Below are 15,897 nucleotides of genomic sequence, written 5' to 3' on the forward strand. Positions count from 1 at the left end.
AGACTGTATGTTTATACAGTATATGATAGCAAACCCCGCGCGGCTTGGGCGCAGCCGCCTGTCACCCTGCGGCGCGCCTGACGACGTGCCGCAGGGTGACGCAAAGCGTCGTCGATCAGAAGCGATGCTTCAGACCCACCGCAACGACCACTTGCGAGTTACCCGAAGACGGATCGAGGCTATAGACGCTGGCGTCGAATGCAGCGTTACCGTTGCCTCCACCGACGCGCTGATAGACACCTTCCAGGTAGACATCGGTACGCGGCGAAAGCAGATAATCGGCCTGCGCCATCACCTGGTTCCAATGCGGCGTGGCCGACGTGAAGCCCTTCGACGCGCCGCCGAAGCCACCCGTCGTGTAGGTGTATGACGCACCCAGGCTAAAGTCCGGCCGCACGAAATAGCGACCGTTGATTTCGAAGTTGTCGAACTTGATGTAGTTGCCCGCAATCGCGCCGGTCGAGGTGCTGCCGCCTTGCCAGATGCCCGTCACATTGTTCGTGACGGAATGGGTCCAGACGGCGCCGACCGAAGCGCTGCCGAAATTGTAGTGCGCACCGGCACCGAAGATCTGCTGGCTGCCGCCGGTCGTGAGCTGGTCGCCATCGCCCGTGCTCACAGCGCCCGATGCATTTGCGAGCGAAGGCTGCGAGGTCCGGTTGATCTGCAGGTACGCGGCCGCGACATTGAAGCCGCCGTACGTATAGCTCGTGCCCAGGCTGTACGCGCTGTTGTTCGCGAAGCCGCCTGCCTCGCCGGAGAACGCATACATCGCGCCCGCCTTGAAGCCGCCGAACGAGGCGCTGCTGAACTTGAGCGCGTTATTCAGACGCAGGTCGTTGTTCAGGTTGTCGTTGTCATACACGTGGGTGGCCAGATTGCCGCCGAAACCCGAACCCGTCGCGCTCATCGGTGCGATGTAATCGACCATGAAATCGTATTGACGGCCGAGCGAAACCGTACCGTACTGGCTCGAACGCAGACCCACCCACGCTTGCCGGCCGAACAGGTCGCCACCGTTCTTCAGCGCGCCGCTGTCTACGTTGAAACCATTCTCCAGCCAGAAGACCGCGTATAGACCGCCGCCGAGATCTTCCGAGCCGCGCAAGCCCCAACGCGACGTGAAGACGTTGCCGCTTTGCATCGACCAGGCGCTGGCCCCCGGCGACTTGCCGCTTGAAGCATTCACGCGCGCGTCGTTCTGATAAACGACGCCCGTATCGATGAGCCCAAATAGCGTCACGCTGCTTTGCGCGTGTGCCGCCCCGGCTACCAGCATGGCCGACGCCGCGGCCAGATATCGCATCTTGATCAAACCCCACCCCGTTTCAAGTTCGTTTGTCTCACCAGACGATCGGCGATCGCCGTGAAAAAAGACGAGCGAAGTATAGGGTTGGGGTTAATTGCATCGAACTGGATAATCGAGGAACTCAGATTTCCACATTTTAAGGATAATTATTCACGAGATTTTAACAATGCCGCGCTCAGGCCTTTTCCATGGGAAGTTGCGGGGATTGGGATGCAATGCTAGCTGGGTGATACGCGATTGCGCGGCCTGCGGATCTATTGCGAAATCTCCGGCTTGTCGCAAATCTACCACGAGCGGAATTAATGCACTCAATGGGCGATTAATACCATCACACGGAAACCGAAATTAATCATTTCGTCCAGCGAGCGATTTGATCTGAAAGATTAATTATCGCGATATGGAAAATTTAATTTTGCGCCGCACAGTGACCTTTCAGATTGCGCTGCCCAAACAAATCTGCCGGTCTCACCATGAGGCGCGAAGCAGCAAAAGCTTCGCGGCCGCCGTTTTACGGTTGCCACGCCGGCCCCTCAGGAAAATGAAACTCATCGAGCGACGCCGCATGCATCTCAATGCTGTAGCCGGGACGTTGCGGCGGCATATACCGGCCGTTGCGGATCACGACCGGATCGACGAAATGCTCGTGCAGATGATCCACATACTCCAGCACCCGGTTGTCCAGCGAAGCCGACACGCAGATATAGTCGAACAGCGAAATATGCTGAACGTACTCGCATAAACCCACACCGCCCGCGTGCGGGCACACCGGCACGCCGAACTTCGCCGTCATCAGCAGGACGACGATCACCTCGTTGAGACCGCCCAGCCGGCAGCTATCCACCTGGCAGAAGTCGATGGCCTGCGCCTGCAGCAACTGCTTGAACATCACACGGTTCTGGCAATGCTCTCCCGTCGCGACGCCAATGGGCCGAAGCCGCTGGCGAATCGCCGCGTGGCCAAGAACATCGTCGGGGCTGGTGGGCTCCTCGATCCACCATGGATCGAATTGCGCGAGGCGCCGCATGTTCGCCACCGCCTCGTCGACGTCCCACACCTGGTTCGCGTCCATCATCAGCTTGCGGTCCGCGCCGATTTCCTCGCGCAGGATGCGGGCGCGGCGCATATCTTCCTCGAGGTTGCCGCCCACCTTCTGCTTGAAATGGGTCCAGCCCTGCGCGACGCCTTCACGGGCGAGCCGGCGGATCTTGTCGTCGTCGTAACCGAGCCAGCCGGCCGACGTCGTATAAGCCGGGTAGCCGTGCGCCAGCATCTCCTGTTCACGCTGGCTGCGCGTGCGCGCATGACGATGCAGCATGGCAATCGCCTCTTGCGGCGTGATCGCGTCGGTGACGTAGCGGAAATCGAGGCAGCGCACGAGTTCCTCGGGACTCATGTCGACCAGCAGCTTCCACACCGGCTTGCCCTCTGCTTTCGCCCACAGATCCCAGGCCGCATTCACGACGGCTGCGGTGGCCAGATGAATGGCGCCCTTGTCCGGACCGATCCAGCGCAACTGGCTATCCGAAGTCAGCGTGCGCCAGAAAGCGCCCATGTCCGCCGCGATCTCCTCCAGCGACTTGCCCACGACGAGCGGCGCCAGTGCCTGCACCGCCGCCACGCAGATCTCGTTGCCGCGTCCAGTGGTGAAGGTCAGGCCATGGCCGGTCAGCGACTGCGGCGAATCGGTTTCGAGCGTTACGTAGGTAGCCGAATAATCCGGCGCGGCGTTCATCGCATCGGAACCGTCGAGCGAGCGCGAGGTCGGGAAGCGAATGTCCCGGACGGACAGGCTGGTGATCGTGGGCATCTGAATCCCCTCCTCTCGAACAGCAATCGACTGCCAACCCAACGCGCTGGCATGAAACAACGAGGGCCGTGGCACCCCAAGGCGCCCCGACCCTTCCTCTCTCACCACACTGCGGCAATACCGCTCAATCGTAGAGCACGGCGGCGATCTTCGGGTCCGTCATATTGCTCTTGTCGTACCAGTAGAAGCCCGTGTCCACCTTCTTGGGCAGCGTCTCGCCCTTGAGCGCCTTCACGGCGGAGTCGACCACGCACTTGCCGATGCCGATCGGGTTCTGCGTAATCGCGCCGTACATCACGCCCGAATTGATGTCGTCCTTTTGCTCCTTGCCCGAGTCGTAGCCGATCAGGACGAGCTTCTTGCCCGATTCCTTGACGCCGATCGCGGCGCCTTCCGCCGAGCCTTCATTCGAGCCGAAAATGCCCTTCAGATTAGGATTGGCCTGAATCATCGTCTTGGCGATTTCCGCGGACTTCAGATGGTCGCCGCCGCCATACTGGACCGAGACGATCTTCACGTTCGGATGCTTCGCCTTCATCTCGTTCAGAAAGCCGTCGCGGCGATCGACGCCGGTGCGGCTGGTCTGATCGTGCACGATCAGACCCACGTCGCCGGAATCGCCGATGGCCTCAGCCATCTTGTCGGCGGCAAGCGCGGCCGCCGCGAGGTTATCCGTCGCGCAGGTGGTGAGCGGAATCGTGCTGTCCACGCCCGAGTCGAACGCGATGATAGGAATCTTTTGCGCCTGGGCCCGCTTCAGGAGCGGAATGGCGGCCTTGCTGTCGAGCGCGGCAATGCCGAGCGCCTGGGGCTTCTTGGCGAGCGCGGCCGAGAGCATGTCGATCTGCTTGTCGACCATCGCCTCGGTTTCCGGCCCCTCGAAGGTGATTCTGACGTTCTGCTCCTTGGCGGCCTGCTCCGCACCGGCTTTCACTGCCTGCCAGAACTGATGCTGGAAGCCCTTCGAAATAAGCGGGATATACGGTTCGTCCGCAAGCGCGAAACTGGTCCCGCCAACGAGCGCGCCGACGCCAACCGCGACGCCAATCAGTCTTCTTTTCAACATGGGTCTCTCCTCCTAAGGTGGCCATCAACCTGCAGCCGTTGAGGGAGCCTGTGGCGCTCCCTTTTCATAATCCTGATTGGCCCGCCGCTTCAGCCCGCAGCGTCAGCCTTTCCTGCGGCGCAAGATATCCGCATAGACCGCGAGAATGATGATGAGACCGGTCACCACGATCTGCCACTCCTGCGCGACCGACAGGATGCGCAGCCCATTGGTCAGTACGCTCATGATGAAAGCGCCGATGATCGTGCCGAGAATCGTGCCCGAACCGCCGCTGAGCGACGTCCCGCCAATCACCACCGCGGCGATCGCTTCGAGTTCGTAACCCTGGCCTAACGCCGGCTGGGCTGAATTCAGGCGCGAGGCGATCAGCAACCCGGCGACCCCGCAAATGGCCCCGCCGAGGCTGTAAATGGCAATCTTCCAGCGGTCGACATTCACACCGGACAAACGCACCGCCTCCTCGTTGCTGCCGAGCGCGAACGTATAGCGGCCAAGCGCCGTGCGATTGAGCGTGATCGAACTCGCGACCGCGAGGAAAAACAGGATCAGGACCGCGTTGGGAATCGGCACGCTCGGCAGGACATAGGCGATCAGCGAATCCTGCGAGATCATCGAAAAGTTGTCGGTGTCGGTGAAATAGATTGGCTTGTCGGCGGAGACGACGAGCGAAAGCCCTTTCAGCAACATCATCATGCCCAGCGTGGCGATGAACGGCGGAATCTTCATTTTCGCCGTGAGCGTGCCGGAAATGCTGCCGCAGATCGCGCCCGTGCCGATTGCCGCCACGACGCCGGTCCACATCGACAGATGCCAGTTGGTCAGAAACACGCCGCAAATGACCGCGGTGAAGGTCATCAAGGTACCGACCGACAGGTCGATGCCGCCGGTGATGATGACGAACGTACAGGCAATCGCCAGCACGCCGTTGACCGCCGTCGCCTGCAAAATCCCCAGCATGTTGTCCATCTGCATGAACGAGGGCGAGGCGAAGCTGAAAAAGACCAGCAGCAGGATCAGGCTGCCGAACGCGAGCAGCTTTTGCAGCGCGGCGGGGGCGAAGATCCTGGCTCGCAGGCCCGAAACCGTGTCCTTGCTGCCGAACGCCGTTGTATCCGATGGCTGTGTCATGAAGTTGGCCTCTCCAGGCTCACGCTGCTTGTAGGGTTTCGCGCTGCGTCGCGAGATGCATGATGCGCTCCTGGGTCGCCTCGCTGGCGGACAGTTCGCCGGTAATGCGGCCCTCGCACATCACGACGACTCGGTCGCTCATGCGCAGGATCTCCGGCAATTCCGAGGAAATCATGACGATTGCCTTACCTTCGGCGGCAAGCGCGCGCAGCAGCTTGTAGATTTCGCTTTTGGCGCCGACGTCGATGCCGCGCGTCGGTTCGTCGAAGAACAGCACGTCGCAGTCGCGTTCGAGCCATTTCGCGATGACGATTTTCTGCTGGTTGCCGCCCGACAGCAGCCGCACCGGCTGGGCCGCCGAGGGCGTGCGAATCGCGAGCAGCTTGATGAAATGCGTGGCGGTGCGGCGCATCTGCTTGCGGCGCAGGAAAAAGTTGAGCGAAAGGAATTTGCGCAGATTGGACATGACGATGTTCGATTCGACGTCCATCCCGGTCGCGAGGCCGAAGCGCTTGCGGTCTTCCGAGAGATAGCCAATGCCGCGCGCCACCGCATCGCTCGGCGTCCTGATGGTCGCCTTGACGCCATTCACGATGATTTCGCCCGATTCGACCGGATCGGCACCGAATACCGCTCGCGCGACCTCCGTACGGCCCGCGCCCATCAAGCCGGCAAAACCCAGTATCTCGCCTTGGCGCAATGTGAAGCTCACGTCCCGGACGAGCGGCCCGGCGTGCAGGTGTCTGACTTCGAGTGCGACCTCGCCGTCACCCGTCACGCTGTGGGAAGGTTCGAGGTCGGCGAGCGTGCGGCCCACCATCATGCCGATGATCGCTTCGACGCTGGTGTCTTTGGCGGCGACGGTGGCCACGTATTCGCCGTCGCGCATCACCGTGACGCGGTCGGCGATCTGCTTGAGCTCATCCATCTTGTGGGAGATGTAGATGATCCCCACGCCCCGGCTCTTCAGTTCGCGGATGATGCGGAACAGTTCGGCGATCTCGGCGTCGTTCAGGGCCGAAGTGGGCTCGTCCATGATCAGGACGCGCGAATCGAACGAGAGGGCCTTGGCGATCTCGACCATCTGCTGGCTGGCGACGGTCAGGCTGCCAACCAGCGCGCGCGGGTTCAGATTCACATGCATGCGGGCGAGGATCTCGCGCGCCTGTGCGTTGAGCTTGTCTTCGTCGAGGAACAGGCCGAGACGCCCGCGCGGCTCGCGGCCGATGAACATGTTCTGGGCCACGCTCAGATGATTCATCAGTTGCAGTTCCTGATGAATGATGCAGACGCCCAGGTCCTGCGCCTCGCGCGGGCTGGAGAATTCGACGGGCTGGCCGTCGCAGAGGAATTCGCCGGTATCGCGCGTGTACACGCCGGCGAGGATTTTCATCAGGGTCGACTTGCCGGCGCCGTTTTCGCCCATCAGGGCGTGGACTTCGCCCGCCATGAGTTCGAACTGGATTTCGTGAAGCGCCCTCACGCCAGGAAAGCTCTTGCAGAGCCTTTTGACGGAAATGAGCGGAGTTTGAAAATCGCCACGAGAAGCCAGACTCATGCCTGGGACCCTCAAATCGATGTGCAGCGATTCTACGACGCTCGACACCAGTGATTCAATTAGGCATTCCCTAATATCGCCAGCGATGGCGTCAATTCTGTGAATTGGCGTAATTGCTTCGATTGGCCCTGTTGAGCCAACATGTGCTGCGCGCCCGTTGCGCCGGCCCTCTGGTCGCGCAACCCGACGTCGCTTCTCCGCAAGGCCGTGTCGTATTGCTGCCGGGCGGCAGCGACGCGTGGCCATTACAGTCGAGAAACCGCACCATGCACGGCACCCCACTCACACGATGAAACCGGCCAACGAATCCTGGCTCCGCGACTCGGCCGGCCTACCGGTCGAGCTGGCAGATACCACGCAACAAGCGCCGTTGGAAACGCCGTCCACGCCCACCCTCAACGAATCCGTCAGCCGGCCGGTGGCGCCGCTGCCCGGCGGCACGCTGCAACCGCCCGCGCAGCCCGCGAATTCCGCGGGCACCGCTGCGCCTCCGAGCAGCCTGCAGGCGACCGCCATCCTGCTGTTCGGATATGCCATTCTGATTACCGGCAACGGCCTGCTCGGCACGCTGATCTCGTTGCGGCTGATTCAGGAGCAGGCGCCGTCGCTGGTGGTGGGGGTCGTGCAATCGGCTTACTACGTGGGCTTCATGGTCGGCGCGCTGTGGGGCGGCGGGCTGATCGGCCGAGTCGGCCATCATCGGGCTTTCGTCACCTTTGCGGCCGTTTCGGCTTGCTGTGCACTCGGCTATGCGGCGTGGAGTTCGGCCGCCGTGTGGGCAGCGCTGCGCTTCGTGATGGGGTTTTGCCTCGTCGGCATTTTCACGGTGGTCGAAAGCTGGCTGCATCAGGTGGCGAGCAACGCCCAACGCGGGCGGGTGTTCTCCGCCTATCTGATCATGAACTACCTGGGAGTGGGCACTGGACAGTTCCTGATCGGCCTCGCCGATCCCGCCGGGTTCGAGCTTTTTAGCGTCGTCAGCGCGCTGTTTTCGGCCTCGTTGATACCGGTTGCGCTCGCGGGCACGGCGCCCATGCCGACGGCGCCAGTGGAAACGCCGGGTACCGGTGGCGCTTCGCGCCTTGCACGCGGGCTGTCGGGTTTGAGCACGGTTTACAAATGGGCCCCGCTTGGCGTCTACGGCTGTCTCGCCGCCGGGATGCTCAATAGCGGCTTCTACTCCATGCAACCGGTGTTTATGCGCAAGCTGGGCTATTCGGTGACGGACGTATCCCATTTCATGGGTTTTGCGCTGCTTGCCGCGTTGCTGCCGCAATGGCCGGTGGCGCGACTGGCCGACCTGTTCGATCGGCGCATCATCATCGTGGCCATCACCGTGCTGGCTGCAACGTGCAGCGCCCTGCTGTTCCTGTTGCACGGCGGCTTGCTGGTCGAAGTGCTCGGCTATGTCTATGTCAGCGTGGTGTTCTCGCTGTATGGCGTGGTGACGTCGTACGTCAACGACTGTATTCCCGCCGGTCAGCGTATTGCCGTCAGTGCCGGACTGCTGCTGATCTTCTCGCTCGGCGCGAGCGGCGGACCAACGCTGGCATCGCTGCTCATGGCGATGGCGGGTCCGGGCGGGCTGTATCTGTTTACAGCGATCGTGACGTGCACGCTGGCGGCATTGACGCTCAAGAGTTTGCGGACGACGCCACGGACGGGTCACTGAAAGGTTACGCAGCACCCGCCGCACACGTCAGGCGCGTGCGGCTTCCCTTCACGTCACCCCGCCGCGAGCCACACCACGGTCAACGACCGCACACCCTGCGCGCCGCGAATCAGCACGCCTTCGATATCCGCCGTAGCGGACGGTCCGGTCACGAGCGCCGCATAGCGCGCGTCGCGGAAGTCCGGCCGCCGGTAGACGTCCTGCAAGCCGTCGAGCATCTGCGCCGGGTCAAGCAGCACGACGAGATGCTGCACGATATAGCCAAGCGCATTCACCACATATTCCCGCTCGCTGAACCACACCGAGCCCGTCTCGGCGACACCAAAGCGGGCCCGCACCACGCCCACGTCGACATCCTGCAGCGAAGCCGGAACCGTATCCGCGTTGAGCGCACGGGTGCCGGCCACTTCAGGCGTCGCCGAAGACACCGAAGCGTCGGCCCCAAACCGCTCATGGATCAGCGCGAGCACATCAGCCCCCGACCCAGCCTCGACGCACGTCCCGCCCATTCCCGCCAGCGCCGCCGCGAACCGCGCCCGCAAATCGCCGCCCACCGAAGCGAACAACGGCACCTCGGGACGCGGCCGCGCGTCCGGCTGCGCCGCGCGCACCTTCGCGAGAAAAGCCTCACGCGTTGCCATCGCCACCTCCACGGTTTTTCCGGTACCACGCGTGAAACGTCAGCTTTGGCGCTTCCGGCAGTTCACGCTGCCGGCCCCAGATATTGAGCGGGTTATACAGCACAAAATTCGGCAGACGCCGCAGCGCGCCGCCCATCGACGACACCGTCGCGCGATACAGCGTCGGACTGGCCAGCAGCCGCCCCGCCATCTTCAGCACTTCCTGCTTCACGAACGGCACTTCATGGCGCTCGGTAATCACTTCACGCCACTTGTAGATCTGCTCGTGGATATTGATCTTCACCGGACACACATTGGTGCAACTGCCGTTGAGCGTGGAAGCGAACGGCAACGCGCTATAGCGCTTGAGGTCGAAGGTCGGGTTGATGATCGCGCCGATCGGCCCCGAATATGTGCCGCCATACGATAGGCCGCCGCTGCGCCGGTACACCGGACAGGTATTCATGCAGGCGCCGCAGCGAATGCATTTGAGCGAGTACCAGAAGTCCTGCAACGCGAGCCGCTCGGAGCGGCCGTGATCCACGAGGATGAAATGCATCTCGGTGCCCCGGCGCGGCGCGCGGAAGTGCGACGTGTATTGCGTGATCGGCGACCCTAGCGCACTGCGCGACAGCATGCGGACGAACACGCCGAGGTCCGCGACCTTGGGAATCAGCTTCTCGATGCCGATCGACGCGATATGCAGGGGTGGCACGTTCGCCGACAGGTCTGCATTGCCCTCATTGGTGCACACCACCACCGTACCCGTTTCCGCCACCGCGAAATTGCAGCCGGTCATGCCGGCGGTTTTTTCGCGCACGAAATACGGCCTCGTATGCATGCGCTGGCTTTCCGCGAGATAGTGGATGTCGCTATTCTCGGGGTCCGTGCCGATGGTGCGGCCGAACAGTTGCGCGACGTCGCCGCGCAGCTTGTGCACGGCCGGCACCACCATATGGCTCGGGTCCTGGTTATCGAGCTGCTGGATGCGCTCGCCCAGGTCCGTCTCCATCACCGTGATACCGCGCGGCTCCAGATACTCGCGCATGGCGCATTCGTCGGTGAGCATGGACTTGCTCTTGACGAGCGACGTCATGCCGCGTTCCGACATGATCTTGTAGACCAGTTCGTTGTGCTCTTGAGCGGTGGCCGCCCAGTGCACCGTCACGCCGTTTGCTTCAGCCGCGGACGCAAACTGCTCGAGATACTCGGACAGATGCGACAACGTATGTTCCTTGATGCCCGACGCCAGCTCGCGCAGCGTTTCCCATTCGGCGATGCCATGGGCCTGCGCATCGCGCTTTTCGCGCAGGTCCCACAGGCGTTTGTCGTGAAACGTCACGTGCTCCGTCTTTGCGATGAAAGCGCCCGCCGCCTTCGCGTGATCGATCCGGCTCATTCGCGTGCTCCGTTCAGAACCTGCGCGATATGGATGAAACGCGCGTCCGCTTTCATCCGTTCGGCGCAACCCTGCTGGTGCATCAGGCACGACATGTCGCCCGATACGATGTATTGCGCGCCGGCATTCAGATGATCGCGCACCTTGTCCTGCCCCATCCGCACCGACACGGGCTCTTCCGTGACCGAGAACGTGCCGCCGAAGCCGCAGCATTCGTCGGGACGGGTTGGCTTGACGAACTCGATACCCTTGACGCCTTTCAGCAAGGTCAGCGGTTTCGAAAACGGCGTGGCGGAGATTTCGGAAACCGACGCTTCTTTCAGATGCCGCAGCGCGCTGCAACTGTTATGAAGTCCTACCCGATGCGGAAACTCGGCCCACGGAAATTCGCGCGCGCCCACCACGTCGTGCAAAAACTCGACCAGTTCATAGGCGCCGGCCCGCACTTTCTTCACTTCGGCGGTTTGCTCGATCGCGGTCAGATGTTCGCGCACGTGATGAATGCAGCTTGCCGACGGCCCGACGATGTAGTCGTAGCCCGCGAAATTGCGCGCAAACACCTTCTCCGCGCCGGCCGCTTCGGTCTGCGCGCCGCTGTTACCCATTGGCTGCCCGCAGCAGGTCTGCTCCTGCGGATAGTCGACCTCGATGCCGAAGCGCTCCAGTAATTCGAGGCTCGCGATGCCCACTTCCGGATAGAACGCGTCGATGAAGCAGGGGATAAAGAGTGCGACTTTCATGAATTCAAGGCCAGTCTATTGAGGGGACGAGGCTTTTCGCGCCTCGCGACGCACGCACCTGCCTACTCTACTGCGGAATCTCGTCCGTCGAGCAAATGGCGTACACGTCCGTGACCAGTAAGACTGGTCTTGTTGGTCTGACCAAGAATATAAGGAAGTTGGAAAGGCGTGTCAATCGAAGCGGATCAGGACGGTTTCGCCGCCTCTTCGTCGTACAGTTCACGCACGAACGTCAGATGCCGCTCGCTCGCCTTTCGCGCCTTTTGGGCGTCGCGCGCCATCACTGCGTCGAAGATCGCCTGATGCTGGGTCAACAGTTGGCGCTCTTTGGCATCGTCGTAATCGATCAGGCGGTGGTATTGCCGCATCCCCTCGCGGATCAGTGTGTGAATGCCGTGCATCACGTGAGCGAGAGCGATGTTGTGGGTGGAATCGGCGATTGCCAGGTGAAAGGCCGCGTCCAGTTCCGCCAGATTGGCGCGGTCGCCGGCAAGGGAAGCGGTCTTGAGCGCCTCGAATGCGCTGCGGATTTTCTCCAGATCGGCGGCGGAGGCGCGTTCGGCGGCATAGGCCGTCGAGATCGATTCGAGCCCTTGGCGCAATTCGAGAATATCGGCGCTCGTGCGTGGATTTTGCAGCAGCAGTTGCGCCAACGGTCTGGAGATGATCGGCGCGGTGAGGTCCACCACCGTGAAGCCGCCCCGCCCCGAGGTTTCAATGTAGCCATCCGCTTCCAGCCGGATCAACGCCTCCCGCAGCGACGGCCGCGAGACGCCCAGTTGGGTCGCCAGATCGCGCTCGGCGGGCAAACGGTCGCCTGGCATCAACGCGCCGTCCGAGATCAGGCGTTTGATCTGGTCGGACACGACATCGGACAGACGTTTGCGCGTGAAGGACTGAATCGGGTCGAATTGCATGGGCTCGGTTGGCGCTTGGTGAGCGTTGCTGTAGAGGGCTTGACGTGCAACGGTGATGGTCGATAAACCGCCCATGTGCGTGACGTTTTCCGCTGGATGAAGCGTTGCGCAACGACGGATTGGCGGAATTATAGCGTCCGCCTTCCGCGGCGCATCCCTCACGGATTGGGCTCACCCAGACTGGCCGCGCGCAGCCGGTCAAAATCCAGAATCGCGATTTCCCCGGATTTCAAGCTGACGATCTGCTGACTCTCAAGCGTCCTGAGCAACTGATTGGTGGTCTGCCGCGACAGCGACACCATGGAAGCCAGGCTGTCCTGCGAGAGCCTGATCCTGCTCTGCGCGGCATTGAGACCGCCATAACCGCCGGCGATCATCAGCAAACGGTTCGCCACGCGCTGCGCCGCGGGCAGCAGCGAAATGGCCTCGCTGTTCTCGAACAGCACACGCAGTCTTTGCGCCATCAGCAAGGCAAAATCGCGCCAGTAGGCGGGCGTGGTATCGAGCAGACTTTGCAGTGCCACCTCGGGCACGTGCAGCAAAAGCGTCCTGCTGACAGCCGTAGCGTCGTTCGGACGCGGCAGCCCGTCGAACAGCGAGATTTCGCCCACCCATGCAGTCGGCCCCAGCACCGCGAGCAACGCCTCCTTTCCATCCATCCCGACGCTGCCGAGGGCGAGTGCGCCGCCCAGCACGGCGTACAGCCCATAGGACCGCTCGCCGCGCCGATACAGCAGTTGGCCTCTGTCCAGCGTGACGAGGCTGGCATGGGTGATCAGATAGTCCTGCAACTCGACACACAGCCCGCGGAACCACGGGGTCGTTTCGAGTTGCGAACGGTAGCGGTGCAGGCTGGATTCCATTGACGGTTTGGGCTGTCGGGTACCCGACAGATTTTAGGCGGGTTCGCGACCATGATGGGGACTCGCATCTGACGACGCGCGACCCCTAACTCCGGCTGCACCCGCTGCGCCGCGAGGACCGGATACGCGAGGTCGCCGGACGTGATGTCTGGGTTATTCCATTGCTTGCATCATCGAATAAGGAGTGTCGACGTGGCCTCATCTGCTGTCAGTCTGAAGAACGACGTATCGCCTGCCGAGTGGGAAGCGCGAGTCAACCTCGCCGCGGCATACCGCCTCACTGCGCTGTTCGGCTGGGACGACCTGGTGTTTACCCATATCTCGGCGCGCGTGCCCGGTCCGGAACATCATTTCCTGATCAACCCGTACGGCATGATGTTCGACGAAATCACCGCGTCTTCGCTGGTCAAGATCGATCTCGACGGCCGTAAGGTTTCCGACTCGCCGTATGACGTCAATCCGGCGGGCTTCAACATCCATAGCGCCATCCATTCGGCACGCGAAGACGCACTGTGCGTGATGCACACGCACTCGGTCAACGGCGTGGCGGTGTCGGCCCAGGAAGGCGGGTTGCTGCCGCTGTCCCAGCAGTCACTCGGCGTGCTGGCGTCGCTTGGCTACCACGACTACGAAGGCATCGCGCTCAACGAAGCCGAGAAACCACGCCTCGTTCAGGACCTCGGAACGAATACCTACCTCATGTTGCGCAATCACGGTCTGCTGACGGTGGGCAAGTCGCCGGCGGACGCTTTCGCCGCCATGTACTTCTTCGAAGCCAGTTGCATGATTCAGGTGCGCGCCCAGGCGGGTGGCGGCAAGCTGACGCCCATCGCCCAGCCGATTCTGGAAGGCATCAAGGATCAGATCCGCGTCGCCACGCGCGGCACCAGTACCGGCGCCCTGGTGTGGCCCGGCCTGCTGCGCCGGCTCGATCGCCGCAACCCTGGATTTGCGGACTAAGGCAAGCCGTTCGCACGACGCATCTTGCCCGACGGCAGGTGCCAACGCGAACGGAATCAGCTTCGGTGTGCAAGCGTCACGGACCGCATTTGCGGATGCAACGCAACGCAGCGCGGAAGTAGTTGGGTAGCTCACAAGAGAACCAGTATGGCAAAGATCTTTATCTACGGCGCCGGCTCGATCGGCTGTTATGTCGGCGGACGGCTGCTGGCCGGCGGCAGCGACGTCACTTTCATTGGACGCGCCCGCGTGGCCGGACAGTTGCGCGATCGCGGCATCACCTTGTCGCGTCATGACGATAGCCGCTGGCATGCGCCGCCGGAACGGATCGACGTCTCGACGGATGCGGCCAGCGCCGCTTCCGCCGATCTCGTGCTGGTCACCGTCAAGTCTGCCGCGACGCCCACGGCCGCGGCGGAACTCGCCAACGTGCTGCGCCCCGGCACGGTGGTCGTGAGCTTCCAGAACGGCGTCGGCAATGCGGACGTACTGCGTGCCGCGCTGCCGCAGCACACCGTGCTGGAAGGGATGGTGCCGTTCAACGTCGTCGAACGTGGCCCTGGCGCCTATCACCAGGGTTCGGGCGGCGAACTGGAAATCAGGCATTCGCCGGCCATGCAGCCGTTCGTCGAAGCGTTCAGGAAAGCCGGCTTGCCGCTGATCCAGCACGCCGATATGTTGCCGGTGCAGTGGGCCAAGCTGCTGCTCAATCTCAACAATGCCATCAACGCGCTATCGAACCGGCCTTTGAAGGAAGAGCTTTCGCAACGCGCCTACCGGCTCAGTCTCGCCATGGCGCAAAAGGAAGCGCTTGGGTTGCTGAAGCGCGCCGGCATTCGACCCGTCAAGGTGACGCCGCTTCCGACTTCCTGGATACCGCACGTACTGAGCGTCCCCGACGCGGTGTTCGAGCGGCTGGGACGCGCGATGCTGACGATCGATCCGCTCGCGCGTTCGTCGATGTCCGACGATCTGGCCGCGGGCCGCACCACGGAGATCGACTGGATCAATGGTGAAGTGGTACGCCTCGCCCAACGCCTTGGGCAAACGGCGCCAGTCAACGAACAGTTGTGCCGCCTCGTGCGGGAAGCCGAACGGGCCGATGTACGTCCTGCGTGGTCAGGAGACGCACTGCTGGCCGAGTTGCGAGCCGCGGCGAATCACTGCGTTGCCTGCGCATAGCCGCGCGGTTTTTTCGTCCGGGAAAAAGCGCGCGAATTGCTGCATATGGAACGCTACGCGCTGCGCATAGCCCTTGCCGCCGCCGTTGTAGCGTGACAATGCCGAGTTGAGGTCGCCGCCCGCGGCGTCGAGATAACCGCGCAAAATGGATGAGCCGATGGTCACGTTGACGGCCGGATCGGACAGATCCTTGCCTCCCGAGACCAGTTGCGGGTGCGCCGAAGGCAGCACCTGCATCAACCCTAGCGCGCCTGCGGAGCTGACAGCGCGCCGGTTGAAGCCGGATTCGGTGGCAATCACGCCAAGCAGCAATACCGGCGACATCGCGAAACGATTGGCGGCGTCGAGCACTGCATGCGCGATGGTGGTGGATTCTCCCCGCGCCACGCGGAATTGCCCGGACAAGATGGTTGCAATCTCAACCAGTGCGGACGCCCCGCCGTTGCTGCCCGGCTCGCTGGCCATGGTGGGTGCAGCCGCGGCCGGAATGTCGATGACGTGCGTATCGACGCCCGGTGCAACCGTGATCGACGGCGCTTCGGCCGCCTCTATCGCACTCCCAAATGACAATGCCAACACGCCCAGCGCGAGGCCCACTAAACGCGTGGCCCGCGTGACGCGGCTTCTGGTTTCTCTCTGTGTACGGCTACTCTGCATATCGCCCGCTGGTTATTAG

Annotated in this window: 14 protein-coding genes; 3 read left to right on the top strand and 11 right to left on the bottom strand. The window is 62.4% G+C overall.

What is annotated here, in order from left to right:
* Positions 1-115 precede the first annotated feature (115 nt).
* The 5 genes from P3T43_RS12910 to P3T43_RS12930 form a co-directional block, all read right to left on the bottom strand.
* Complete coding sequence (locus tag P3T43_RS12910) at positions 116-1,306, bottom strand: porin (RefSeq protein WP_429281512.1); 1,191 nt, start codon at positions 1,304-1,306, stop codon at positions 116-118.
* A gap of 511 nt (positions 1,307-1,817) precedes the next feature.
* Complete coding sequence (locus P3T43_RS12915; RefSeq protein WP_429281431.1) at positions 1,818-3,116, bottom strand: L-fuconate dehydratase; 1,299 nt, start codon at positions 3,114-3,116, stop codon at positions 1,818-1,820.
* 124 nt (positions 3,117-3,240) lie between these two features.
* On the bottom strand, positions 3,241-4,182 hold the full coding sequence (locus P3T43_RS12920) for an ABC transporter substrate-binding protein (RefSeq protein WP_429281432.1): 942 nt from the start codon (positions 4,180-4,182) through the stop codon (positions 3,241-3,243).
* A 102-nt stretch (positions 4,183-4,284) separates the two neighbouring features.
* Positions 4,285-5,310 carry an ABC transporter permease gene (locus P3T43_RS12925; RefSeq protein WP_429281433.1) on the bottom strand — a complete coding sequence of 342 codons (1,026 nt, stop codon included), beginning with the start codon at positions 5,308-5,310 and terminating at the stop codon, positions 4,285-4,287.
* 19 nt (positions 5,311-5,329) lie between these two features.
* Positions 5,330-6,868, bottom strand: coding sequence for a sugar ABC transporter ATP-binding protein (locus tag P3T43_RS12930; protein WP_429281434.1), 1,539 nt, complete (start codon positions 6,866-6,868; stop codon positions 5,330-5,332).
* A 238-nt stretch (positions 6,869-7,106) separates the two neighbouring features.
* Here P3T43_RS12930 and P3T43_RS12935 point away from each other — a divergent pair, with 238 nt between their 5' ends.
* Entirely contained in the window at positions 7,107-8,540 is a 1,434-nt protein-coding gene (locus P3T43_RS12935; RefSeq protein ID WP_429281435.1) for an MFS transporter, read from the top strand.
* 53 nt (positions 8,541-8,593) lie between these two features.
* Here the strand turns inward: P3T43_RS12935 and P3T43_RS12940 are convergent, their stop codons facing one another.
* The 5 genes from P3T43_RS12940 to P3T43_RS12960 form a co-directional block, all read right to left on the bottom strand.
* On the bottom strand, positions 8,594-9,181 hold the full coding sequence (locus P3T43_RS12940) for a LutC/YkgG family protein (protein WP_429281436.1): 588 nt from the start codon (positions 9,179-9,181) through the stop codon (positions 8,594-8,596).
* Positions 9,168-10,559, bottom strand: a complete 1,392-nt coding sequence (locus tag P3T43_RS12945) for a lactate utilization protein B (RefSeq protein WP_429281437.1) — start codon at positions 10,557-10,559, stop codon at positions 9,168-9,170. Before P3T43_RS12945 ends, P3T43_RS12940 begins: the two co-directional genes overlap by 14 nt.
* Positions 10,556-11,299: a (Fe-S)-binding protein gene (locus tag P3T43_RS12950; protein ID WP_429281438.1), complete on the bottom strand. Its 744-nt coding sequence runs from the start codon at positions 11,297-11,299 to the stop codon at positions 10,556-10,558. The genes P3T43_RS12945 and P3T43_RS12950 overlap by 4 nt, the downstream gene beginning before the upstream one ends.
* A gap of 185 nt (positions 11,300-11,484) precedes the next feature.
* A complete protein-coding gene (locus P3T43_RS12955) occupies positions 11,485-12,216 on the bottom strand; it encodes a FadR/GntR family transcriptional regulator (protein ID WP_429281439.1) in 732 nt (243 codons plus the stop codon).
* A 158-nt stretch (positions 12,217-12,374) separates the two neighbouring features.
* Positions 12,375-13,079: a Crp/Fnr family transcriptional regulator gene (locus P3T43_RS12960; RefSeq protein WP_429281440.1), complete on the bottom strand. Its 705-nt coding sequence runs from the start codon at positions 13,077-13,079 to the stop codon at positions 12,375-12,377.
* 192 nt (positions 13,080-13,271) lie between these two features.
* On the opposite strand from P3T43_RS12960, the gene P3T43_RS12965 reads away from it, so the two are divergent.
* Together P3T43_RS12965 and P3T43_RS12970 are read left to right on the top strand one after the other, a co-directional pair.
* Entirely contained in the window at positions 13,272-14,039 is a 768-nt protein-coding gene (locus tag P3T43_RS12965; RefSeq protein ID WP_429281441.1) for a class II aldolase/adducin family protein, read from the top strand.
* A gap of 147 nt (positions 14,040-14,186) precedes the next feature.
* A complete protein-coding gene (locus tag P3T43_RS12970) occupies positions 14,187-15,221 on the top strand; it encodes a 2-dehydropantoate 2-reductase (RefSeq protein ID WP_429281442.1) in 1,035 nt (344 codons plus the stop codon).
* Here the strand turns inward: P3T43_RS12970 and P3T43_RS12975 are convergent.
* Positions 15,159-15,878 (bottom strand): lytic transglycosylase domain-containing protein, encoded by a 720-nt coding sequence (locus tag P3T43_RS12975; protein WP_429281443.1) that lies wholly within the window; start codon positions 15,876-15,878, stop codon positions 15,159-15,161. The two genes, P3T43_RS12970 and P3T43_RS12975, sit on opposite strands and share 63 nt — an antisense overlap.
* Positions 15,879-15,897: the final 19 nt, after the last annotated feature.

It is taken from the genome of Paraburkholderia sp. GAS41 (assembly GCF_050436545.1).
In the GTDB taxonomy this organism is placed as follows: Bacteria; Pseudomonadota; Gammaproteobacteria; order Burkholderiales; family Burkholderiaceae; genus Paraburkholderia.